Annotated in this window: 21 protein-coding genes, 1 tRNA gene, 1 pseudogene and 1 riboswitch; of the genes and pseudogenes, 13 read left to right on the forward strand and 10 right to left on the reverse strand. The window is 65.6% G+C overall.

The genetic code is table 11. The features are described from left to right. The first annotated feature begins 69 nt into the window (after positions 1-69). Complete coding sequence (locus SBP01_RS03230) at positions 70-414, forward strand: hypothetical protein (protein WP_275214689.1); 345 nt, start codon at positions 70-72, stop codon at positions 412-414. An 18-nt stretch (positions 415-432) separates the two neighbouring features. Here the strand turns inward: SBP01_RS03230 and SBP01_RS03235 are convergent, their stop codons facing one another. Together SBP01_RS03235 and SBP01_RS03240 are read right to left on the reverse strand one after the other, a co-directional pair. Next, positions 433-1,617, reverse strand: a complete 1,185-nt coding sequence (locus SBP01_RS03235) for a cation:proton antiporter (RefSeq protein ID WP_320537464.1) — start codon at positions 1,615-1,617, stop codon at positions 433-435. A gap of 51 nt (positions 1,618-1,668) precedes the next feature. Further along, entirely contained in the window at positions 1,669-2,064 is a 396-nt protein-coding gene (locus SBP01_RS03240; RefSeq protein ID WP_275214692.1) for a hypothetical protein, read from the reverse strand. 112 nt (positions 2,065-2,176) lie between these two features. Here SBP01_RS03240 and SBP01_RS03245 point away from each other — a divergent pair, with 112 nt between their 5' ends. Then, positions 2,177-2,470, forward strand: coding sequence for a class I SAM-dependent methyltransferase (locus SBP01_RS03245; protein ID WP_320537465.1), 294 nt, complete (start codon positions 2,177-2,179; stop codon positions 2,468-2,470). 119 nt (positions 2,471-2,589) lie between these two features. Continuing rightward, a pseudogene (locus tag SBP01_RS19730) lies at positions 2,590-2,745 on the forward strand (GNAT family N-acetyltransferase); the annotation flags it as partial. 102 nt (positions 2,746-2,847) lie between these two features. On the opposite strand, the gene SBP01_RS03250 reads toward SBP01_RS19730, so the two are convergent. Continuing rightward, positions 2,848-3,681 carry a M23 family metallopeptidase gene (locus tag SBP01_RS03250; RefSeq protein ID WP_320537466.1) on the reverse strand — a complete coding sequence of 278 codons (834 nt, stop codon included), beginning with the start codon at positions 3,679-3,681 and terminating at the stop codon, positions 2,848-2,850. Between SBP01_RS03250 and SBP01_RS03255 the strand changes: the two genes are divergently transcribed. Further along, on the forward strand, positions 3,680-4,459 hold the full coding sequence (locus tag SBP01_RS03255) for a type 1 glutamine amidotransferase domain-containing protein (protein WP_275214694.1): 780 nt from the start codon (positions 3,680-3,682) through the stop codon (positions 4,457-4,459). The genes SBP01_RS03250 and SBP01_RS03255 overlap by 2 nt on opposite strands. 141 nt (positions 4,460-4,600) lie before the next feature. On the opposite strand, the gene SBP01_RS03260 is transcribed toward SBP01_RS03255, so the two are convergent. Further along, positions 4,601-4,870 (reverse strand): hypothetical protein, encoded by a 270-nt coding sequence (locus SBP01_RS03260; RefSeq protein WP_275214695.1) that lies wholly within the window; start codon positions 4,868-4,870, stop codon positions 4,601-4,603. A 1,076-nt stretch (positions 4,871-5,946) separates the two neighbouring features. On the opposite strand from SBP01_RS03260, the gene SBP01_RS03265 reads away from it, so the two are divergent. After that, on the forward strand, positions 5,947-6,825 hold the full coding sequence (locus tag SBP01_RS03265; protein ID WP_275214697.1) for a hypothetical protein: 879 nt from the start codon (positions 5,947-5,949) through the stop codon (positions 6,823-6,825). Positions 6,826-7,304: 479 nt separating this feature from the next. Further along, a complete protein-coding gene (locus SBP01_RS03270; protein WP_320537467.1) occupies positions 7,305-7,709 on the forward strand; it encodes a hypothetical protein in 405 nt (134 codons plus the stop codon). A 332-nt stretch (positions 7,710-8,041) separates the two neighbouring features. Here SBP01_RS03270 and SBP01_RS03275 read toward each other — a convergent pair. After that, a tRNA-Ser gene (locus SBP01_RS03275) sits at positions 8,042-8,131 on the reverse strand. A 174-nt stretch (positions 8,132-8,305) separates the two neighbouring features. Between SBP01_RS03275 and SBP01_RS03280 the strand changes: the two genes are divergently transcribed. The 4 genes from SBP01_RS03280 (at position 8,306) to SBP01_RS03295 (ending at position 12,535) form a co-directional block, all read left to right on the forward strand. Next, complete coding sequence (locus tag SBP01_RS03280; RefSeq protein ID WP_320537468.1) at positions 8,306-9,856, forward strand: HNH endonuclease signature motif containing protein; 1,551 nt, start codon at positions 8,306-8,308, stop codon at positions 9,854-9,856. Positions 9,857-9,983: 127 nt separating this feature from the next. Beyond that, the gene (locus SBP01_RS03285) at positions 9,984-11,066 is read left to right on the forward strand and encodes a dehydrogenase (protein WP_320537469.1); all 1,083 of its coding nucleotides are present in this window, start codon (positions 9,984-9,986) and stop codon (positions 11,064-11,066) included. Positions 11,067-11,069: 3 nt separating this feature from the next. Next, a complete protein-coding gene (locus tag SBP01_RS03290; protein WP_275214701.1) occupies positions 11,070-11,465 on the forward strand; it encodes a 6-pyruvoyl trahydropterin synthase family protein in 396 nt (131 codons plus the stop codon). A gap of 2 nt (positions 11,466-11,467) precedes the next feature. After that, entirely contained in the window at positions 11,468-12,535 is a 1,068-nt protein-coding gene (locus tag SBP01_RS03295; protein WP_320537470.1) for a glycosyltransferase family 4 protein, read from the forward strand. A gap of 88 nt (positions 12,536-12,623) precedes the next feature. On the opposite strand, the gene SBP01_RS03300 is transcribed toward SBP01_RS03295, so the two are convergent. Continuing rightward, positions 12,624-13,130, reverse strand: a complete 507-nt coding sequence (locus SBP01_RS03300; protein WP_320537471.1) for a nucleoside deaminase — start codon at positions 13,128-13,130, stop codon at positions 12,624-12,626. Between the two features lie 130 nt (positions 13,131-13,260). On the opposite strand from SBP01_RS03300, the gene SBP01_RS03305 reads away from it, so the two are divergent. From SBP01_RS03305 to SBP01_RS03315, 3 genes are all read left to right on the forward strand, one after another. Next, positions 13,261-13,953: a phosphatase PAP2 family protein gene (locus tag SBP01_RS03305; protein WP_275214773.1), complete on the forward strand. Its 693-nt coding sequence runs from the start codon at positions 13,261-13,263 to the stop codon at positions 13,951-13,953. A gap of 41 nt (positions 13,954-13,994) precedes the next feature. After that, positions 13,995-14,630: a uracil phosphoribosyltransferase gene (gene upp, locus SBP01_RS03310; RefSeq protein WP_164202329.1), complete on the forward strand. Its 636-nt coding sequence runs from the start codon at positions 13,995-13,997 to the stop codon at positions 14,628-14,630. A gap of 65 nt (positions 14,631-14,695) precedes the next feature. Then, positions 14,696-15,076, forward strand: coding sequence for a VOC family protein (locus SBP01_RS03315; protein WP_275214706.1), 381 nt, complete (start codon positions 14,696-14,698; stop codon positions 15,074-15,076). Positions 15,077-15,180: 104 nt separating this feature from the next. Here SBP01_RS03315 and SBP01_RS03320 read toward each other — a convergent pair whose 3' ends face one another. From SBP01_RS03320 to SBP01_RS03335, 4 genes are all read right to left on the reverse strand, one after another. Continuing rightward, positions 15,181-15,897: a hypothetical protein gene (locus tag SBP01_RS03320; protein ID WP_320537472.1), complete on the reverse strand. Its 717-nt coding sequence runs from the start codon at positions 15,895-15,897 to the stop codon at positions 15,181-15,183. A gap of 3 nt (positions 15,898-15,900) precedes the next feature. Next, positions 15,901-16,061: riboswitch (cyclic di-AMP (ydaO/yuaA leader) on the reverse strand. 156 nt (positions 16,062-16,217) lie between these two features. Continuing rightward, a complete protein-coding gene (locus SBP01_RS03325) occupies positions 16,218-18,296 on the reverse strand; it encodes an ArnT family glycosyltransferase (RefSeq protein WP_320537473.1) in 2,079 nt (692 codons plus the stop codon). 6 nt (positions 18,297-18,302) lie between these two features. Next, a complete protein-coding gene (locus SBP01_RS03330) occupies positions 18,303-20,426 on the reverse strand; it encodes a glycosyltransferase family 39 protein (protein WP_320537474.1) in 2,124 nt (707 codons plus the stop codon). Then, on the reverse strand, positions 20,423-21,832 hold the full coding sequence (locus SBP01_RS03335; RefSeq protein WP_320537475.1) for a bifunctional glycosyltransferase family 2/GtrA family protein: 1,410 nt from the start codon (positions 21,830-21,832) through the stop codon (positions 20,423-20,425). The genes SBP01_RS03330 and SBP01_RS03335 overlap by 4 nt, the downstream gene beginning before the upstream one ends. Positions 21,833-21,873: the final 41 nt, after the last annotated feature.

Raw genomic sequence — 21,873 nt, forward strand, 5'->3', positions numbered from 1 at the left:
GGCTATGTACCCTGTCCGAGGGGCGGGCTACACTGCTCGCGTAAGTCGCCGACGATCTCAGGAGACACCATGAACTACGCAGGGACTGGCAACGAGAAAGCCGTTCTGGCCAGCGAACTCAACCGAACCCATGTTGGGCAGACCATCAGCTTCGAACCGGACGATTTCACGTTGGTCTTTGGAAAGATCGCGGCCATCGCCCGGAAGGAAGGCGGGGTCACCATCGCCCTGCGCGGCGTGGAAGGAAGCGGCGGCCTGCAGTCGAGTTACAGCCTGCCCGGCAGCCAGAACGTTTATTTGCAGCCTGACATGCTGACGAACACCGAGTCCACCATCAAGGATCTCTTCGGCAAGGTCCAGGAGAACCTTCGCGGCGGCGGTCACCGGGGCGAGGACAAGACGGACAAGCTCTAAGCTGCCCGGGGCCCGGAACTACACCGCGTTTTTCGGCGGCTGCGGGCTTGCATCATGGGGAGTCGGTGGCTTGCTTTTCCCGAACGCCCGGGCCGCCCGGGAACCGGCGGCGGCGCTGGCTCCTATGCTGATGAGCGCGCCCAGAATCATGGCAGCCGCTTCGCCCGGCTCCAGCAGGTGCAGTTGTGATCCGATGGTGGCCGCGGCCACCGGAACTCCGAGTTGCGACGCCGACATGATAGCCAGCGACATCGGCTGACCCAGGAGCCGAAGGCTTCCGTGCACCAGCAAGGTTCCGGCGCCCAGGCAGACCCCTAACAGGATCATCCGGGGGCTGCCGGCCAGGGCACTCAAATCCAGCGACGCCCCCAGCCAGACGAAAAATACCGGCCCAAGAAATCCGTCGCTGACCGCGAAGAGCTGATGAGCCAGCCGTCGCGGCTCGCCGACCGCGGTCACCACCAGGCCAAAGGAAAACCCGGCCAGCATGATCGAGACGTGTCCCGCAACAGCCAGGCCTGCCAGCGCGAACAGCAAAGCCAACTGGATGCGCAGTTCGAGGGCAAACTTCCGGTCCTCGGAAACTTCGTGCAGCCGGGCCCTCGTGCCGCTGTTTTCCAGAGCCCGCAGGACAAAGTAGAGCACCGCCGCACAACCGGCCAGGGCAGCGGCACCCATGGCGGCCCTCCCGGCGTTTGGCGGGTCGACCGCCAGCGGAAGCGCCACGATGCAGGCGATGTCGGCGATCGCCACCTGAGCCGTTGTGGTCAGGACCTTGGGCCCGGACAGGCGCAAGGAGTCGACGATGGGCAGCACGAGTGCCGCTGACGAGGAGGCCAGCAGCACCACGTACAACGGTGCATGGCCAGTGCCGAAAAGTAGCGCAATGAGGATCCCGATGACGACGGCGAGCCCCGCCGCAATGCCGGCCCGAAGGGCGCCGACGCCGAGCGCCGGACGGATGGCCTTGTCCCGGACGGGAACATGTGACCCGGCGACAAACATGATGAGGGCGAAGCCGACGTCGGCCACGAAGGTGAAGGTTGGATCGGTGGAATCCGCCAGGCCCAGGCCGGTCCGCCCGATCGCAATCCCCGCCAGCAGTTGCCCGAGCACTACGGGAAGGTGCCATTTCTGGGGTAACGCGAGCAAGGGGCCGAGCAGCGCGACGGCGGCTATCAGTGAAAGCTGAAGAAATGACACGTGCCTCCTCTGCTGGCGTGCGTGATTGGCGCTTGGTGAACGCGGCTGCAGTTACTGGGGCAGGTGGGCCATTTTGAGCGGAATGTCCGTATTCTCATCCGTATAATAGCTGGCGCAGACACGATGATAGCCGTCCGCTACCTGCGCCGGTATCCCGCCGGCCAAAGCGCCCCGGACCATCAGGATGGGCGAGAGCGGCTTGCCCTCCTTGATTTTCTTCAGGTCCGCAGCCACATGGGCGTTGTCCGGAGGCAGCAGCTCCAAGCGGGCGGCCCTGAGGATGTCCTTGGCCTTGCGGTACTCAAGAGGGGCCTCCCGGAGGGCCGCGACGAGCGAGCCGACCACCTCGGCCGCACCGAGCAGGGAAAGGTAGCTGGACGCGTTGGGATAATCCTGCTCTTCGGGCGAAGTCAGCCAGAGCACTTCACCTTTGTCTTCACGGTGCATGGCGTTCTCCTTGGTGCCTCCGCAGGTGCGGATCATGGTGCTCAACAGTACGTACGGGCCGAGAGGACGGTCAACGGTCCAGTTTGGCGGGAGCGGGGTAGGGTCAGAGCTGATGACACAAACAGAGGTTCGTGATGCCTATGCCAGGCGTGCGCCGGAGTACACCACACTGTTCGGGTCCGTGGACACGGCAGACCAGCGGGACCGGCGGCTCATAACTCAGTGGGCGAAGTCGCTGCGCGGGCCGGTTCTCGATGCCGGCTGCGGCCCGGGTCATTGGACAGGTTTCCTGGCCAGCCTGGGTGCAGATGCAGAAGGCATCGACATTGTGCCTGCGTTCGTGCAGGAGGCCGGGGTCCGCTTCCCGGGTTGCCGGTTCCGGGTTGCCGGCGCGGAGGGCACGTAGTGTCGGTTGGGTTGGAGGCTGCCGTGCCACCGTGTCTGGTGCGCGAGGCAAGGGACGGTGACCTGGCCGGAGTGGCCGGGCTCCGGCTGGCGGGCGACGGCGCGGCTTGGACTGCCGGGATGATCGCTGCGGATCCTGCAAGGACCGTAGTGGTTGCCACCGTGGGCGGGGAGCTCGTGGGCGTGGCAAAGACACACCATCATCCCGAGGCCCGGGCGGAGGCGCCTGCGGGGCACTACCTGGGAGGGATCCTTGTGTCACAGCGGTGGCGCCGGCGGGGGATCGGGACGATGCTCACGACAGCCAGGCTGGACTGGATCTGGGAACGTCGCATCGCGCCAAGAACCCGGGTGCACGGACGGGGAGGCCCGATCGGATCAGGTTCTGACGATTTCAGACTCCTGCGGAATCCACACCGTCCCATCCCGGCCACGGAACGCAATCGGCACGGCGTGAGCCCGAGGCCAGTCAGTCGAATCAGTCACCTGCACATGCACGTGGGGCTCGGTGCTGTTACCGGAGTTCCCGCATTCTCCGATCAGGTCGCCGGCCTCCACCCGCTGTCCCGGGTGTACCCGGACCGTGCCTTGCCTCAGATGCGCAAGCAGGACGAAGGGGCCGTTGGCTGTTGCGGCGATCACCACGTGATTGCCGGCCACAGCCCCGATGCCTTGGCGGATCCGGTCTGCCTGGCCCAGCATGTACGGCACGAGCGCGAGCTGCGAACGGCGCCCCTCATGATCTGGCTGGCCGTCAAGAACAGCTGCCACAGTCCCGGACAGGGGAGCGAGGATGGGCTGTCCGAACCCGACGAACGCTTCGGGGCGTTCCGCCGCGATGAGGGAGCGCCACGTTCGGGGCGCGGACCTGCCGGCAGCATTGACGGCCACGAAATCGATCGCGTGGGCAGTCCCGAAAGCGTATGTACCATGGCTCGGCACACGGCGTGCCGGACTGTTCTCCACCCGCCAGCTTCCCCGGAAGGGCAGGTCGAGCACGACTGAAGCAGCGCCGGGAGGCAGCGCGGACGGCCGGCCGGGCCCTTGGCTGCGGCGGATGATCACGAGGTCTGCTGCTCCTGCCGGAAGGGGGCTGTGCGACGAGTCATGAACCCATGGTCCTCGTCTCGCCGGGACCAGGGCAACCGCTCCGCAGGAGATCTCCAGGATTGGGGCGCGTAGGGTGGGGACCGGACGATAGGAGCACTTCATGAAGAAAATCCTCATGGTACTGACCAGCGTTTCCGAGATCGGCGATACGGGAGAGAAGACCGGCTACAACGTGGCCGAGGCAGCACACCCCTGGAAGGTCTTCAAGGATTCCGGGCATTTCGTTGACTTTGCATCCATCAAGGGAGGCCAGCCCCCGCGTGACGAGGTGGACGCTGATGATCCCATCCAGGTCGCCTTCACGGAGGACGAGACCACCCGGGCCGGGTTGTACAACACGGCCCGCGTCGACGTCGTGGATCCCGACCAGTACGACGCCGTCTACCTCGTCGGCGGTCACGGCACCATGTGGGACTTCCCGGACAGCGACGGTCTGCAGCAACTTGTTGCCCGCGTCTACAACGCGGGCGGCCTGGTGGGCGCGGTCTGCCACGGGCCGGCCGGGCTGCTCAATGTTGAGTTGGCGAACGGGCTCCGCCTCGTCGAAGGCCGGAAGGTGGCCGCCTTCACCAACGAGGAGGAAGTTGCGGCAGGGAAGGACAAGGTCATCCCGTTCTTTTTGGCAGACCGGCTGGAGGAGCAGGGTGCCACCCACGTCTCAGCTGGTGTCTTTGAGGAGATGGTCGTAGTTGACGACAGGTTGGTGACCGGCCAGAACCCGGCCTCGGCCGCCGGCGTGGCCAAGGAGATGGAGAAGCTCTTCGCGCAGGTCATCCACAAGGAAAAGGCCGAGGAACAACACGAGACCGAGGCTCTCCGGGCCGAGAAGGACGCCGAGAAGAACGCCAAGAAGATGGCCGCTGCCGAGGCTGATCACTAACTCCCCCAGCCGTTCCGGGCGCAACGATTGGCCTACTTCCCAGCTGATTATGAGGGAAGTAGGCCAACAGCCAACTTCAGCGGCCCGACCACACGTGGGGCCGACAGCCGTGGGTCTGTCAGCAGATGGGCGGCCGACAGGCTACGTGCGTTCTCCGGGTTGAGCCGCATCGAAGAACCGGAATTCCTCGCTAACCAGCTCCGTCTCCCCGCCGGCCCCCTTGTCCCGAATGAAATCGAGGTCCTCTCGGGAAAGGATCATTTGGCCATGGACGTCGACTTCAATGTGCCCGGCGGAATGCCGTTTAATCGTCGCAGCGACGGTTCTCGGCACCATCACACAGCCCGGGTTGTTCAAAAGCCACTGACGCGTTTTGGAATCAAGCCGATCCCACTCTTCTTTGAGTGTCATCTCGTAATTCACCCTTCTCATGTCCTCAAGCCCGCAGTCCTGGGCCCGGGGTTCCGCTAAGGGTACGTCTCAGGTCCAAGGAAGAACAGGGGCCACCGCTCCATCGTGGGCCGGGCGTTTGAACATGGGTGGCTTTTGCCTGCCACGCCCGTATAACGGTCCCCTCGCCGGTACTTGCGTTGAGGACGTCGCCCTGTCGATTAACCCCGGGGGGGCTTATGGCTTAAGGCAAAGGGCCCTGCCCCCTCAGTAAAGAGGAGGAGGGTCTTTCTCATTGGCAGTGACGGTGGGATTTGAACCGAGATAAACACACGCGGCACTAAGCGGAACCCCAAAAATCCTTGAAAGGCCGCGGGTCCTGACCACGTCTAATTACGCGTCCAAACATCCGCTCGCAGATGTTCCGTTACCGCGGCGTTACTGCAAAGTCTGCTTGGACCGGACTGGTGGAGGGCGGCGACGACTGCATCGAAGTCGTCCTCGAAGAGGTCAGCATACCGATCCAGCGTCATCGCACGGAGGCGTGCCCGAGCAAGTGCGTTCAGGTGTCTTTGGTGTGCCGACGATGATATGGCCGTTGACGGTCACTGCGTTGGAGTGCGCTTGGCGCTGAGTGCGCTGACCCAGGCTTTTACTTCGCTTTGGAGGGTTGAGCCGGCTTGGCGTGTGCCGGATTTCGGTTGGACGTGCATCCGCCGTGCCCGCTGAGCTGGGACACTTCTCCTGGTCCAGTTGACCTCCCCGTCGCGGCGTTTCTGAGCCTCGCCCATGGCAGCGGGCCCTAGGCCTCTACTGGCACTCCCCACAGATCCATAGCATGAGCGCAGGAGCGCCTCCCTCTGGCGTGGGACAAGGCAGCTTTGGGACACTGAGGGGGAGTAATGCGCGCTCACTGGATCCGTGATCCTCGATTAGGCCTCGCGCTCTCCGTGGCGCTTGCGCTTCTCCTGGGGGGATGTGGGCAGGAGGGTCAGCCCTCGTCGTCGACGCAGTCGCCGTCATCCAGGTCTGGCAATCCGGCCTGTGATCTGATCACGCAGGAGATAGCAGCCAAGATCGACCCGAGCCTGGCTCAAATGGGGCAGAGCGGCAAACCGCCCGGGAGCCGGGCCTACGTGTGCAGCTACATGAGTATGTCGGACAAGGGCCGTGTGCTTACCGTGTCGTTGACCTCTCCGGCATCGGCGGCGGAGATCGCCCAGGCGAAAAAGACCCCTGACTGCTCGGCGGTGGAGGGCATCGGCGACTTAGCATGCATGCAGTGGACGGGGTGGTTCCGTGGCGAGGCCAACGCGTCGGCCAACACGGTCCTCAAAGCCGTCCGGGGCAACGAGTCCCTCGACCTCCGCTATCTGCTCCCTCCACCCACCGTCCCGGGACCCACTGGCACGCGCCCGCTCCCGGACGGCAACGCCACGGCCCGCGCGCTCACCCAGGCAGCCGTCCAGGGCGGGTGGGGCAACGGGAGCGCGCCCAGCGTTCCGTCCGCGCCGCCAGTCGGTCCGCAGACCGTGACAGATAGTCCCGTGTGCGCACTGGTCAGCGCCGATGCGCTCAAGCAGGCCTTCGGCGCGACAACCCAGCCGCAGGTCCTCCCGGGCGAGGGCAACTGCCGGTACATATTTGGCGCGTCGGGCACGCCCGGACCGGACTCGCTCATGTTCTCCATCGAAATCCATCAGGGCGGCGCATCATTGCTGTCACGGCCGGTGCCGGACGGCCAAAACATCGACGGCGTCGGAGACAGGGCGATCCTCATTGTGCGGTCGGACGCGGGGGGATCGAAATCCCTCCGACCCCCGAGCGATGTACCGCTCACGTACATGTCCCTCATGGTGGCCCGCGGCCAAAACATGGGCATCTTCACCGCACAGATCCTCGTCTCCCCGACAGGTCCCACAATCGAGCAGACGCAGGATCAGCTGGTCACCCTCGTCAAGGGCATCGACTTCTGACCCACCCTCCGCTTCGGCTCAACAGGTTTGGCGACGGATCTCCCAGAGAGGTTCAGATGTATCGAGATTTCAGAAGCTCCGGGAAGAATAACTCACGTTCGGCCCCGTTCGGGGCGGCCGTGGTCGCAGGACTGTTGATCCTCACGGCATGCGGATCCGAAACGCCTGCTGACACTGTGCCAACCAACGGCAGCACCACCATCAAGACAGCGCCGCCCAGCATTGCCACACCATCAGCTGAGCCCACCGCTACGCTGCCGAAGGTCTTCACCGACCAGGAACTTATGACGATTAGCAGCAGAGTGCTGGAGCCACACGGCGGAAGGGCCGAGGACACGGCCATGGCCCGCAAGTCTTATGCCTTGATGACTCAGCCGCCAGCGTCTGCATCGCCATCGTCCATATTGGGCCCCACCGATCCAGGTGAGTGCAACGTATTCCACAGGTCGTGGCAGCACGAGGCGCAGTTGGATCCCGCTGTGAACTTCGCACTGGGCGAAGTGTTCAACCTTGGCGAACACGGAGTCGGCACGATCCTCTTTGATGTCAGGAGCGCTCCCCGGGAGACTCTAGCCAGAGCTGACTTTGATTACAGTCAGGAGCTGATGGTTCACTGCGCCACATTCGACCAGACGGTGTCCTCGGCTACCGGGCCACAGAGGTTCACCATCCAACTTCTCCAGGGTCCGGCCATCGGAGAGAAGGCTTACGTGACCAAGGGATCCTTCGACGGGAACAGCGTCTTTGTCGGGCTTCGGGTCCTTTACGGAACGATTTCTGTTGACATGGGGGTCAACACGGGGCAGGTGATAACTGCGGAAGAAGGCCTCAGCCTGATGTCGCAGATTGCGCAGGAGTTTGTCGAGGAGATAAAGAACCAGTAGCTGTAGCCAGCGAGTAGCACTCCGTCGACTGTTGGCGCCTTTGCATGGCTGCCCTGTCGCCATCTTTGGATCACGGTGTCCAATCGGGCTTCTTTGGAGGCCCGCGTTCGGGAGCCGGACATTCCCTGTTATGTGCCGCCTCTTAAGCCCACACATCCAGCCATTCGACTGGCCCGATGGGTGTCCTTCGCAGACCGAGACATTGTCTCGGCGTGGCCGGACGCGGAGCACTGCAGGAATTCTGTTACTGCCGCGTTACCGCGGGGCCTATTTGCAGGCAAAGAAATGGCCCTGCTTCCCTTTGTTTACAAGGCAAGCAGGGCCTTTCTCATTGGCGGTGACGGTGGGATTTGAACCCACGTTGGCTTTGACACCAAACAACATTTCGAGTGTTGCACCTTCGGCCGCTCGGACACGTCACCAACCTGACTAGGGTACCGGAGCAAGGCTCACATCCCCAAAACGGCTGCCGGATGGCCTGCGGCCCGAGAGGCCCTCCTAGAGCGATCGAGGATGTGGTCCCGATAATCGAAGGGTTATGCACATAGGCGTTTTACCTGACGCTGAAGTCCCAATTCTCGCGGGATGATTTTCTTATGGAACGTGGAGCTGCGGTGTTGGTTGCGGAGGCCTTGGCGGCGACTGCCAATGCGCTCGTTGCAGCGTTGCGGGGGACAAAATCTGCCGCTGCTGAACCCTACGCTGAGGATTATGGCGCTGATCCCTTGCAGGTGCTGGCGGATGATTACCTGGATGGGTTGGCGGTGACATCCCTGATTGATAGCCAAGTAGCTGCGGTACGGGTCCATCTGGCGGCCGGGTATTCCGGGGCTCTGGAAGCCCTCGGTCCGCCGGCTGCATCCCCGCAGGAACACACCGCGCGGGAGATGTCGCTGGTGGCGGAAGTGGCGGGCGTGCTAACGGTTCGCGAGTCTGCCGCCGCGGGTCTGCTGGTTGAGGCCCGGGCGCTGAGCACGTCCTTACCGTTGACGTTGTCCGCGCTGGAGGCCGGGTCGATTTCGTGGCAGCACGCCCGGATCGTGGTGGATGAGGCCGGGGGGCTTGGGCTGGCGGGAGCGGGGGCGTTGGAGGCGCATTTTCTGGGTCCGGAGGCTTCGAATCCGGGGCGGGGGTGTCCGGCGGGTGAGTTGGTTCCTGGCCGGTTCCGTGCCAGGGCCCGGGCGTGGCGGGAGCGGCATCACCCGGTCAGTCTCGAGACGCGGCATGCGAAGAGCGTGGCGGACCGGCAGCTGCTGTTTTCTCCGGACCGGGACGGCATGGCCTGGTGCTCGGCGTATTTGCCGGCGGATACGGCGTCGGGGATCTGGCAGCGGACCACCGCGGCCGCCCGGGCACTGCAGGGCCCCGGTGAGGACCGCACACTGACCCAGTTGCGGGCGGACATCGCCGCGGCGTGGCTCCTGGGCGGGGATGCCGCTGTCGGCGGCACAGACGGGGACGGCACTGTCCATCACGCGGCCGCTGCGGACAACCCCGGTCCCGGCGTGCCCGGCAGCGGTGTGTCCAGTCGTGGCGTGGGCAAACATGGAGTGCCCAGCCGTAGTGTGTCCAGCGGTAATGTGCCCCCGCCGCGGGCGCAGGTGCTGATCACGGTCCCGGTGCTGGCCCTGCTCGGTGTCACGGAGGAACCGGCGATGCTGGACGGGTACGGGCCGGTCCCGCCCTCCATGGCCAGGAGACTTATTGCCGACGGCGCCGAGTCGTTCCACCGGGTCCTGATCGACCCCCGCGATGGGGCGCCCCTGGAGATCGGCCGGACCAGTTACCGGGTCACCAAAGCCCAGCGTCGGTGGCTTCGGCTCCGTGACGGTCGATGCCCGTTTCCGGGCTGTCCAAACCAGTCCCTGGACAACGACGCCGATCACGTCCTGGCTTGGGCCAAGGGCGGCACCACCGGGATCAGCAATCTTGGCCAGCCCTGCCGCCGTCATCACCGGCTCCGGCACACCACCGCCTGGACCCCCACCAAACCCGGCAAGAATGAACCACCGGGCTGGACCTCACCGGCGGGACGCCACTACCGAAGCGAACACCCCGACTGGGAACCGCCAATTTGGCCCGGGACGACTACTCCATATGCCGACGGGCAGGTGTCGTCCGTCGATCCGTTGGCACCTCGTGAATGAGCGGTGCAACAAGCACGTGCTTGGCTCGCTGCAACGTTGTCCGGGCAACACGGTTCCACTGACTCACTGCTGTTGAATCGACGCAACTTCCGCCAGCAGCCTCCGGCGGACTAGATTCATAAGCAAGATGACTACTCCAGATGAACCAACCCCTCAGACAGATCAGGCAACGGCATATTGGACCACCGGCCCGGAACGCGGTGAACTCCGGGCAGAGGAACTGCCTGTCCCGGGACCGGGCGAAGCCCTGGTCCGCACGCTCTACTCCGGCATCAGCAAGGGCACGGAAATTGTGGTTCACACCTGCTCCGTCCCGCCGCGAGTGGCCGAGGCCATGCGAGCCCCACATCAGGAGGGCTCGTTCCCGTCTCCGGTGAAGTTCGGTTATCTGTCTGTCGGCATCGTCGAACAGGGGCCGGAGGATTGGCTGGGCCAAAAGGTCTTCTGCCTGAACCCCCACCAGGACCGCTACATCGTGGACGTTTCGGCGCTGACCAGGATTCCCGACGCCGTGCCCCCACGCCGGGCCGTGCTCACCGGCACCGTGGAAACAGCCATCAACGCACTCTGGGAAGCCGGCCCCCGGCTCGGGGACAGGATTGCGGTTGTCGGTGCCGGGCTGGTGGGCGGAATGGTGGCCACCCTCTTGCGGACGTTCCCGTTGGCCCGTTTGCAGCTGGTGGATCTGGATCCTGAACGGAAACAGCTGGCGGACCAGCTGGGCGTGGAATTTGCCCACCCGGATGATGCCGCAGCGGACTGCGACATCGTCTTCCACTGCTCTGCGTCGCAGGAAGGATTGGCACGCAGCCTGCAACTGGCCGGCGACGAAGCCGACGTCATTGAGATGTCCTGGTATGCCAACCGCGAGGTCACGCTGCCCCTTGGCGAAGACTTCCATGCCCGCCGGCTGTCGATCAGGGCCAGCCAGGTGGGGGTTGTAGCCCGGGCGCGGAGGCACCGGAGAACCAACGCCGAGCGTCTGAGCCTGGCGGTTTCGCTCCTGAAAGACCCCGTTTTTGACGCCTTCCTTACCGGCGCGTCGCCGTTTGCAGACCTGCCGGACGTGGTGCAGAACCTGTCCGAGGGCAGACTTGAAGCGCTGTGCCACGTGATCGAGTACCCCGATGATGACGGTGCCGTACCCGGTAATGACGGTGCAGCACCCGGTAACCACACTGCAATAACCAACTCCCAAGACAGGACGTAGCCCGTGTTCAGCCTCACCATCCGCCGCCACTTCATGATCGCCCACAGCCTCCCTCGCGAGGTTTTCGGCCCCGCCCAGGCCCTGCACGGGGCCACTTTCGTCGCGGAGGTGACGTTCCGGCGTCGTGCTTTGAACGAGGACGCGATTGTGCTTGACATCGGAGCCGCCGGCGGCATCCTCGAAGAGGTCCTGGCAGGGCTCAACTACACCAATCTGGATGAGCACCCGGACTTTGCCGGCAAACTCAGCACCACCGAGGCCCTGGCCGAGTACATCGCCCGGACTGTTGCCGGCAGGATCAAGGACGACGCTGACGGCCGTGAGCTTGCCGGAATCGACGTCACCCTGCGTGAAAATCCTGACGCGTGGGCGTCCTACGCCCTGGACCTGTCCGCCTGACCGTGCGTGTCAGACTCCTGGTCCCCGGCAACATCCGCCACAACTCAGGCGGGAATGTCTACAACGCGCGACTCGCCGAAGGGCTTCAGAGCCTGGGCATCAGCGTTGAGGTTCTTGCTGTGGGCGGGGACTGGCCGGACGCCGGGATAACTGAACGACGGCGCCTGGGGACCCTGCTGGAAGAAGGTGAACCGGCACCGGGGCTCACGTCAGCGGCGGTCACCGTGGTTGACGGGCTCATCGCGTGCGGTGCCCCTGACGAACTGGAAGCAGCGGCGGCTGCCGGGCACACTGCGTGGGTCCTGCTCCACATGCCCTTTCCGGGACATGCCGAGGGAGAACGGCGCGCAATGCAGGCCGCCGCCGGCGTGATCTGCACCAGTGCGTCTGCTGCGGATCACGTCAGGGAACGGCACGGCATCACCGCAAACGTGGCACTCCCGGGCACCGATACCGCGCCGGTTGCTGCCGGTTCAGACCCGGTCCACATCATTTCGGTAGCCGCGCTGCTGCCTAACAAGTCCCAGTTACTGCTGGTGGAAGCTCTCGCTAAGTTGCGTGATCTGGAATGGACTGCCTCCCTGGTGGGCACGGACGACGCCGATTCCGCCTACGCCGCGGAGGTCCGGACAGCCATAAGCTCGCACGGATTGGATGGCCGGATTCGGCTGACTGGCCAACTCGCCGGACAAGCCCTGGCGGCCGAATGGTATCGGAGCGACCTGAGCGTGCTCGTTTCCCGGGCTGAAGCGTTCGGTCTGGTGGTGTTGGAATCCCTGGCCTGCGGAATCCCGGTGATTGTTCGGGCCGGCACCGGTGCTGTGGACGCGCTGGCGATCGGCGCCGGGACGGTCCTGCCGGGAGCCGCCGTTGACCTTCCCGGCGGGGAAAGCGGTGAGGCGGAGGCTCTCGCCGCGGCGATCGGGAAATGGTTATCGGACCCAGTAGAGCGTTCAGACTGGCGGGCTGCTGCACTTGCTGCTCGGGAACACCTGCCAGGCTGGGAATCCGCGGCCCGTAACGTGGCGGGCATCCTCGGCGTTGGACCGCAGGTGCGCCATCAGGCCTGACCCGGCGCGCCCGCATAACCACGCACACAGCCCTGCCCCAGCGCATCCCGGCCGTCTGCGGGCTCAAAGGGGAAGGGCAACCCCGGGGCTAGAGCTTGCCGCGGTGGGCGGCGAAGAATTCCCGCAGCAGTGCCCCGCACTCGTCTTTCCTGACGCCGCCGTAGACCTCCACCCAATGATTGAGGCGGCGCTCGCGGAGGACATCGAAGACCGATCCGGCCGCGCCGGCCTTCTCATCCCAGGCACCGAAAACCACCCGTGGGATCCGGGCCAGTACTACCGCTCCCGCGCACATGGCACACGGCTCCAGCGTGACCACCAGTGTGCAGTCCGCCAGCCGCCAGCCGTCCCCGGCTCCGCCCTCAAGCTTCGACAAAGCGCGCAGCTTCTCGGCCGCCTCACGGATGGCCACCACTTCCGCGTGGGCGGTAGGGTCCCCGAGTTCCTCCCGCTGGTTCCGTCCGGAACCCAGCACGGCGCCGTCGGGTCCGAGGACAACAGCACCGATGGGCACGTCCTCCGTGGCAAGGGCGCGCCGGGCCTCCTCAAGGGCAAGGCCCATCCATTCGCTGTGTTTCTTTTCGCCCGGCGCCATGGCTCAATGATAGTTTCGAGTGATATCCGTCCTTGCCACCCACTGACGCCAGGAGGAACTCGTGGATGTTGACACATTCAGGGCCCGTGCAGGCCAATGGTTCAAACCGTACGCGGCGCTGTGGATCACCATGCTGGTGGGTGGTGTTCTGGTGGTCATCATGGCGCTGCTCGGTGCCGAGGTCTACGACAACGTGGTGGACGATGCCGGGCTGACGTCCCTGGACCGGCCTGCGCTCCAACTGGCCGAAAGCCTGCGGAACCCCGGCCTCGACGCAGCCGTGACGGCATTCACCAACATCGGCGGCGGCATCGGCATGCCCATCCTGGCCAGCATCCTGACAGCCTGGCTCACGTTCCTGAGCAGGACATGGCGCCCCATCATCCTGGTGGGCGGCGCCGCAGCCGTCTCCACGACGGCGACGACAGTGGGTAAGCGCCTGGTTGGCCGCACCCGCCCGGACCACGCTGATGCGGTCCCGCCGTATGAGACCTCGCCGTCGTTCCCCAGCGGCCACACCCTGAACACCACGGTGGTCATTGGTGTCCTGATCTACATCATGTGCCTCCAGTTTGAGATGACCTGGGCGCGAATCACCGCGATCGTCGCCGGGGTGGTCTTCATCATTGCCATGGGCCTGAGCCGGGTTTTCCTGGGGCACCACTGGATGACGGACGTCATGGCCGGCTGGTTCCTGGGCCTGGCGTGGGTGGGAATAGTGATCCTGGCCCACAGGCTTTTCCATGTATTGCGGAGACGCGAGCACGCAGGTCCGCCCCCGACGTTCGAACACCCTGCTATCCGGGACGAGCAGCGGAGCTGACTCCCGGCGGGGCCGCCCGGGCCGGATGATAGTTTTGACCCATGCGCACTCTTGTTGTTGACCACCCGCTGGTCGCCCATAAGCTCACCGTCCTGAGGGACAAAAACACCCCGTCTCCGGTTTTCCGGATGCTGACGGAAGAGCTGGTGACACTGCTCGCGTATGAGGCCACGCGCGATGTGCGCACCCAGCCCGTGACCATCGAAACGCCGGTGAGCACCACCGTGGGCACCGCCTTCACCAAGCCCACCCCGCTGGTGGTCCCCATCCTCCGCGCCGGCCTGGGCATGCTTGAGGGCATGACCAAACTGGTCCCCACTGCTGAGGTGGGTTTCCTGGGCATGGCCCGCGACGAGGAAACGCTGGACATCATCACCTACGCCGAGCGTCTGCCGGAGGACCTTACGGACCGTCAGATCTTTGTCCTGGATCCCATGCTGGCTACCGGCGGGACCCTCCGCGAAGCCATCAAGTTCCTGTTCAAGCGCGGCGCCTCCGACGTCACCTGCATTTGCCTGCTGGCCGCGCCGGAAGGCCTGGCCAAGCTGGAAGAAGAACTGGCGGATGCCAACGTGACCATCGTCCTGGCCTCCATCGACGAAAAGCTCAACGACAAGTCCTACATCGTTCCCGGGCTCGGCGATGCTGGAGACCGCCTCTACGGCATTGCCGGCTAGCTTCCGGAGCAAGAGGGCGGTAAGAGGGCCTTCCGGTTTCAGGACCCCGCCGCTAGCCTGTGCGGATGGACTGGAAACTTGAACTTGTCTTTGTCCCTGTGTCCGACGTGGACCGTGCGAAGGATTTCTACGTCAACAAAGTCGGCTTCAACGCTGACTACGACGAGCGGCCCAGTGAGGGCATCCGTTTTGTCCAGCTGACGCCGCCCGGATCCGCCTGTTCCATCTGCATTGGCGAGGGCCTCAACGACGCCCCGCCGGGGACGGCCCCGAGCCTGCAGATGGTGGTCAGCGATATCCAGGCTGCCCACGCCCATCTCAAGAAGAACGGGGTGGATGTGAGTGACGTGGACGTGCAGGACTGGGGCCATTTTGTGTACTTCGCGGATCCCGACGGCAACAAGTGGGCCGTGCAGTACATCCCGGGCCGGGAGTCCCAGGGCTGATTCAGCTGGATTCAGCCAGGGAAATATTCAGCCAAAGAAGGCAGCAGGCCCTGAACCGGGGGATTCAGGGCCTGCTGCGGCTGTGCGGATTCCGGGGAATCGGATCAGTACCAGTTGTGTGACAAGTGGAAGTTCAAAGCACCGCACGGCGACTGGTAGCGCTCCTGGATGTAGTTCAGGCCCCAGTTGATCTGTGTGCGGTAGTTGGTGAGGTAGTCCGCGCCGGCACTGGCCATCTTCTCTGCAGGCAGCGACTGGACGATGCCGTAGGCACCGCTGCTGGCGTTGGTGGCCGTGGTGGTCCAGTCGGATTCCTTGGTCCACAGCGTCTGGAGGCACTGCATCTGGTCAGCGGACCAGCCATAGCTGCCCAGCTGGCCGGCGGCGTAGGCCTGGGCTCCTGCCGGGTCATTGACTGCCACCACGGGCGCAGGCTCAGGTGCGGGCGCCGGTTCAGGTGCCGGTGCGGGTGCCGGCACGGGCTCCGGCGCAGGAGCTGGAACCGGTGCGGGTGCAGCTGCGGGCTCGGCGGCCTGCGGGGCCACGCTGATTTCAGCAGCGGCGGCCTCCGGCGCAGATTTGGCTCGTATTTCGGCCTTTTCCATCGTCAATCGGGATTCGATGTCGGCAGCGGACAGTTTCTGCGTGTCGCTGACGGCCGTCAGGCTGCCGGACTCGGATGCTTGGCCTGCTGCGCCCAACCCGATGAGGAGCGTGAGCGCCGTCCCTATAACGGCCACACGCTGTCCCAGCGTGGGAATCCGGTTGCGGAGCTTGTTTGACCCGTCCTGCGGGCGCGTTTGTACCTTGGATTCAGACATGATTGATCGCCTCTCACACCTGCGGAGTTAGCTGTCGGGTTCGGATGAGGGCATCCGGCCACACGGAATATCACGTGCTGGCTTCACCCCAAGGGCACTAAAAGCCCGGGACTCTGGGTCCCCCGCCTCTGCCTCGGTCGAACGGAATCCGGGAAGCGGCAGAGCTTGGCGTCATCCGGATGTGCGGACCAAACGGGAACCGCACGTTATCAACGGTACCGGAGGAGGCCGTCGAAGTCACATTTTGGTAACGAGGATCACGACGTCGGCGTGTTGGCTTGCGGTGCCTGGCGCCGGAGGGGTGCCGCAACGCTACGCGGCTAACCAACCAGCGCGTAAACCGTGGTTCCGCCGATGGATTGCGCAGGGAACGTTGCCGCCACCCACTGCGCAATCTGGGATGCGGCGTCCGAGCCGCTGGTGGACCGCATCGTTCCGCCGGCAATGAAGTAGTGGATCTTGCCTTGCGCCACCAGATCCTGGAACCCGCCAAGGCTGGGGGAGGGGTCCGTTCCATTGAAGCCGCCCACGGGCATGACCGGCAGTTGCGTTGCCAACTGGTAGCCGGCCGCATTGTTGGAACCCACGACGGCGGCCGCCCAGGTATAGCGGGACGCGTCACTTCTCAGGGCGGTCACCAACTGAGCCGACGGCGAGGTGGCACCCAGAAGGCCACCCATTCCGCCGGCCTGCCGGCTGGTGCCGCCCGGTCCATTGATGTTGGCGCCGGTGCCGCTGGCGGTGCCGCCAGGCCCGTTGGGATTGGCGCCGTTCCGTAACGGGTTACCTTGGCCGGCTGCAGCAGGACCGCCTGGACGGAACCCGCCTGCGCTCGTGGCAGGTCCGGCGCTGACGATCGCGCCGCTGTGGACGGCCGCGGCCGTTGATAGCGAGAACGCCAGCGGTCCGGCAAGGGAGGCGGCGACGGCGAGGACCGCCGTCGTCCGCTGCACCACACGGAAGCTCAGGTAACGGCCGAACAAGACACCCGCCGCGCCCGCAAGCCCGGCGGCCAGGACAAACCAGCGGAGCCACGGACCGTAGGCGGAGGTGGTGCCCAAAAGGGCGAAGCCCATGCTTGCCGCAGCCGCCACGGCAGCGGCGAGCAGCAGCGCTGCGGCGGGCTGCCGCCGGTGCTGCCAGAGGAGGACGCCGCCCAGCCCGGCCAGGCCGGCGATTCCGGGCGCAAGTGCCACCGCGTAGTAGGGGTGGATAATGCCCGCCATGAAACTGAAGACCAGCCCCGTGACCAGCACCCACGAGCCCCACATGATGACGGAGGCGCGGACACCATCCGTGCGAGGTGCCCGCCGGCCCACCCACAGCAGGCCGGCGGCGAGGATCAGCACGGACGGCAGCAGCCACGCAATCTGGCCGCCGAACTCACTGCTGAACATCCGCAACGGGCCCGGAACGCCCCACCCGTTGCCGCCGCCCACGCTCCCGGTTTCGTCACCGCTCAGGCGGCCCAAACCGTTATAGCCCAGCGTGAGCTCAATGATCGAGTTGTTCTGCGAACCGCCAATGTACGGCCGCAAGTTTGCCGGCGTGAGCTCCACGGCGAGGAGCCACCACCCTGCGGCGGCCACCATGGCCGCACCCGCCGCCGCCAGGCGAAGCAGGCGACGGCAGATTCCTTCCGGTGCCGCCACAAAGTAGGCCACGGCAAAACCGGGAAGCACCAGCAGCACCTGGAGCTGTTTGGTGAGGAAACCGAAGCCCAGGAGCACGCCGGCCAGCACCAGCCAGCGCACCTTCCCGTCCTGAATGGACCGGAGTGTCGCGTAGCCGGCGGCGGTCATGAGCAGAACAAGCAGGGCATCGGGATTGTTGAACCGGAACATCAGCGCGGCCACCGGTGTGATCGCCAGAACCACGGCCGCCAGCAGGCCCGCCCGGTGTGCCAGGAGGCTATCGGCAGCGGCCGGCCCCGCTGCCCGCCGTACTGCGAGATACAGCAGCCACGCCGTGGCCACCCCCATGAGCGCTTCGGGTACCAGGACGCTCCATGAACTCAAGCCGAAGAGCCGGACCGACAGGCCCATGATCCACAGCGATGCCGGAGGTTTGTCAACGGTGATGGAATTGGCGGCGTCCGAAGAGCCGAAGAACCAGGCGGTCCAGTCCTGGGAGCCCGCCTGGGCCGCCGCGGAATAAAACGCATTTGCCCAGCCCGATGCTCCCAGGTTCCAGAGGTACAGCACCGCCGTGGCCACCAGGACCGCGGCCAACTCCAGACGCAGCCGGAGGAGCCTGCGACGGGCGCCACGTGATGGGCCGGACCGTGAATGGCCGTCCTGTGAACGGGCCGCCGGGAAACCTTCCGGCACAGGAACACCGCGCCGGCCGTCCGTGGGCCCCTGAAGCCCGCCGGCATGGCCCGGGATATCGATGGCCACGGTGGGCTACTTCGCCAACGCGTACACGGTAGCGCTGCCCACGGTTTGGGACTGGAAGTTGGCCTGAACCCAGGCTGCCACTTCGGAGTTACCGCCCCGGCCGCCCATGCCCCCGCCCATGCCACCGCCTTCGATGAAGTAGCCGATCTCGCCCTTGGACACCATGTCCTGGAACTGTGCCAGCGTGGGGTAAGGGTCGCCGCCATTCCAGCCGCCCAGGGCAATAACACTGGTGTTTGTTGCCAGTTCCAGGCTGGCTGCCTGGGTAGCGCCGGAGACAATCGCGGACCACTTTGTGGTGGTGGAGGAGAGCAGGGCGGTCACCGCAGAATCCGCCGTTCCCTCACTGCCGGGGCCGTCAGCGCCCGGCAGGCCGCCCAAAGCACTGTCGCCGGCAGCAGTATCGCCGCCTGCACCCCCGGCGGAGGAGCCGTCGCTTGAACTGCCGGCCCCGGTGCGGCCGTCCCGGAAACCGGCTGTCCGGTTGCCGAAGCCGCCTGTTGAGGACCCCGCGGGCCCCGACGTCGGGATGGAGCCTGAGTGCGCGGAGGCGGCAGTCGCCAGGGTCCACGCCCCGGTGCCCAGGCCCCCGGCCAGAATGGAAACTACGACGACGGCGGCCGCACCGGCGTGCCGGAACCTGCCGGCGGTGCCCCGGGCGTCGAGCCGAAGGATCACCGCCGCGCCGGCAAGGACGCCGAGGACGACGATGACGATGCGCAGCCATGGGAGCCAGGACACATCGCGGCCCAGCAGCACCGCGGACCAGATGGAACTGCCCAGGATAACGACGGCCAGGACGATCCGGGCTGGCCAGTAACCCCGGCCACGCCACAGTTCCACAGATCCGATGCCCGCCAGGGCTGCGATTGCCGGCGCCAGCGCCACGGAATAGTAGGGGTGGACGATGCCGCTCATGAAGCTGAAGACACCCGCCGTGACCAGAAGCCAGCCGCCCCACAGGATCAGGGCAGCACGGGTACGGGAGGTCCGAATTTCCCTCCGGGTGAACCACAGGCCGGCAGCCAGCAGGATCAGGGCCGCGGGCAACAGCCAGGCAACCTCGGCGCCGAAGCTGGTGCCGAACATCCGCAGCAGGCCGGCGGCTCCGCCGAACCCGCCGTTGCCGCCGCCGAAGCCGCCCGCACCCGTCCCGCCCGGCGCACCGGCGCCGCCACCTGGCATACCCTCGCCCGAGCCGGTGATGCGGGACAAGCCGTTGTAGCCGAAGGTCAGCTCCAGGAAACTGTTGGTGGTTGAACCGGCCATGTAGGGCCGTGCCGAGGCCGGAGTCAGTTGGAAAAGTGCCACATAGCTCCCCGCCACCACAACGATGCCGCCCACTGCACCGAGAAGGTGCAGTATCCGCCGTCCCGCAGTGGTGGGCGCCGCCCAGAGATATGCGAGGCCAAGGGCAGGAACAATCAGGAAACCCTGCAGCATCTTGGTGAGGAAGGCCAGGCCCACCACGGCTCCGGCGGCCGCGAGCCACTTCCACCCCGCCTGCTCAATGGCGCGGGTGGTGAAGTACGCGGCGAGGACCAGGCAAAGGGTGAGCAAAGCGTCGGGGTTGTTGAACTTGAACATCAGCGCCGCCACCGGAGTCAGCGCCAGGGCGCCCCCGGCCAGCAGGCCTGCCCCCGGTCCGGAGATGCGTTTGACGGTCAGGTAAAGGATGCCGACGGCGGCCACTCCCATGAGCGCTTCGGGCACCAGCATGCTCAGCGACGAGAAGCCGAAGATCCTTCCCGCGAGGGCAGGAATCCAGAGTGCGGCAGGGGGCTTGTCCACCGTGATCGCGTTGCCGGCATCCAGTGAACCGAACAGGAAGGCCGTCCAGTCTTTGGTTCCGGCCTGGATGGCGGCGGCGTAGAAGGAGTTGCCATATCCGGTGGCCGCGAGGTTCCACAGATACAGGACTGCCGTGGCCACCAGGAGAGCCGCAGCCGAAGGCCGGACCCAGCGGGGCTGGCTGCCGAACGCGTACCGGGTCCAGCGAGTGCCGGGACCCGGGGCCGTTCCCGAGGGAACTGCGTGCCCGGAATGTGCGCCGGCGTCCGGCACGGCAGGAGCCTCCTGCGGGGCGCCGGAAGTGGGGCCGGCGTCAGCCGGTGTGATGGTGGAGGTCATGATGCTGCCGTTTCCGTCGAAGAAGTAGTGGGGGATGTGGCCGCAGGGACTGCCGGGCCGCGGAAAACCCACAGCCGGAACAGCAGGAACCTGACTGCGGTAGCGGCAAGATTCGCGGCCACCACCGTGAGGACTTCCGCCCAACGGTCCGGCGTCGTCGTACTGTGCACCACGGCGAGTGCCCCGGAGGTGAGTAGCAGGCCGATGCCGAAGACGATCAGCCCGTCGAAATGGTGCCGCACCGGGTTCCCGCCCTGAATGCCGAAGGTGAACCGCCGGTTGGCGGCGGTGTTGGCCACCGCGGTGATGAGCAGGGCCACAAAGTTGGCCACCTGGGGGTCCAAGAACCCGCGACCCACCAGGAAGATGAACAGGTACGCCAGCGTCGAGGCGCCGCCGATGGCAGCAAACCTGACCAACTGGCCGAAAAGGCTCCCCACCCGCGTCTGCTCGGCAGTACGGGATGACGCGGGCAGCGGGCCGCGGGCCAAGGCGGCACGCAATTCCGGAACAGGGATCCGGCCGTAGACCAGATCCCGGGTCAGCCGGGCCATGCCGCGCATGTCTGCCAGGGCGGTGCGGACCACATCAACGCTGGAATCGGGGTCGTCGGTCCAGTCCACCGGGACTTCATGGACCCGAAGGCCACAACGTTCGGCGAGGACCAGGAGTTCGGTGTCGAAAAACCACGAATTGTCCAGAGTATGCGGCAGGATCTGTTGAGCGACGTCGGCCCGGATGGCCTTGAAGCCGCACTGCGCATCGCTGAACCTGGCGCCCATGAAGGAATGGAGCATGAGGTTGTAGGTCCGCGAGATGAACTCCCGTTTGGGCCCGCGGACAACCCGTGAGCTACGCGTCAGGCGCGTGCCGATGGCAAGGTCCGAATGACCCGAAATCAGTGGGGCCAGCAGGGGTGCCAGCGCGGCGAGATCGGTGGACAAGTCCACGTCCATGTACGCCAGGACCGGAGACGGCGAGGCGAGCCACACTTTCCGCAGCGCATTGCCGCGGCCCTTTTCCCCCAGATGGACCACCACAAGTTCCGGAAGCTCCCTGGCCAGGCGTTCGGCGATCTTCAGGGTTCCATCCGTGCTCGCGTTGTCCGCCACGGTAATACGGAAGCTGTGTGGAAAAGACTCGCGCAGGTGCGAGTGGAGCCGGTGCAGGCATTCCTCCAAATCGCGTTCCTCGTTGAAAACGGGGATGGTGACGTCGAGGACCGGGACGGCGGTGCGGGTGTTCACAGGGGCACGCCGCCCGGCGCTCCGCTGGGGCCGGGGCCGGGGCCGGGGCTGGGGCTGTGGCGGCTGCGGCGGCTGCGGCCGGGATTGCCGCGGCGGGAAGCTCAGCGGCGCCACTGCAGCGTCCGGCAGGCTTCCTGAGGTGGAGTCGGTGAGCGTCATGAATCAAGACTCGCGCCGCTTCATTTGAGGCCATTAGGCGC

This window comes from Pseudarthrobacter sp. IC2-21 (genome assembly GCF_034048115.1).
Taxonomy (GTDB): Bacteria; Actinomycetota; Actinomycetes; order Actinomycetales; family Micrococcaceae; genus Arthrobacter; species Arthrobacter naphthalenicus.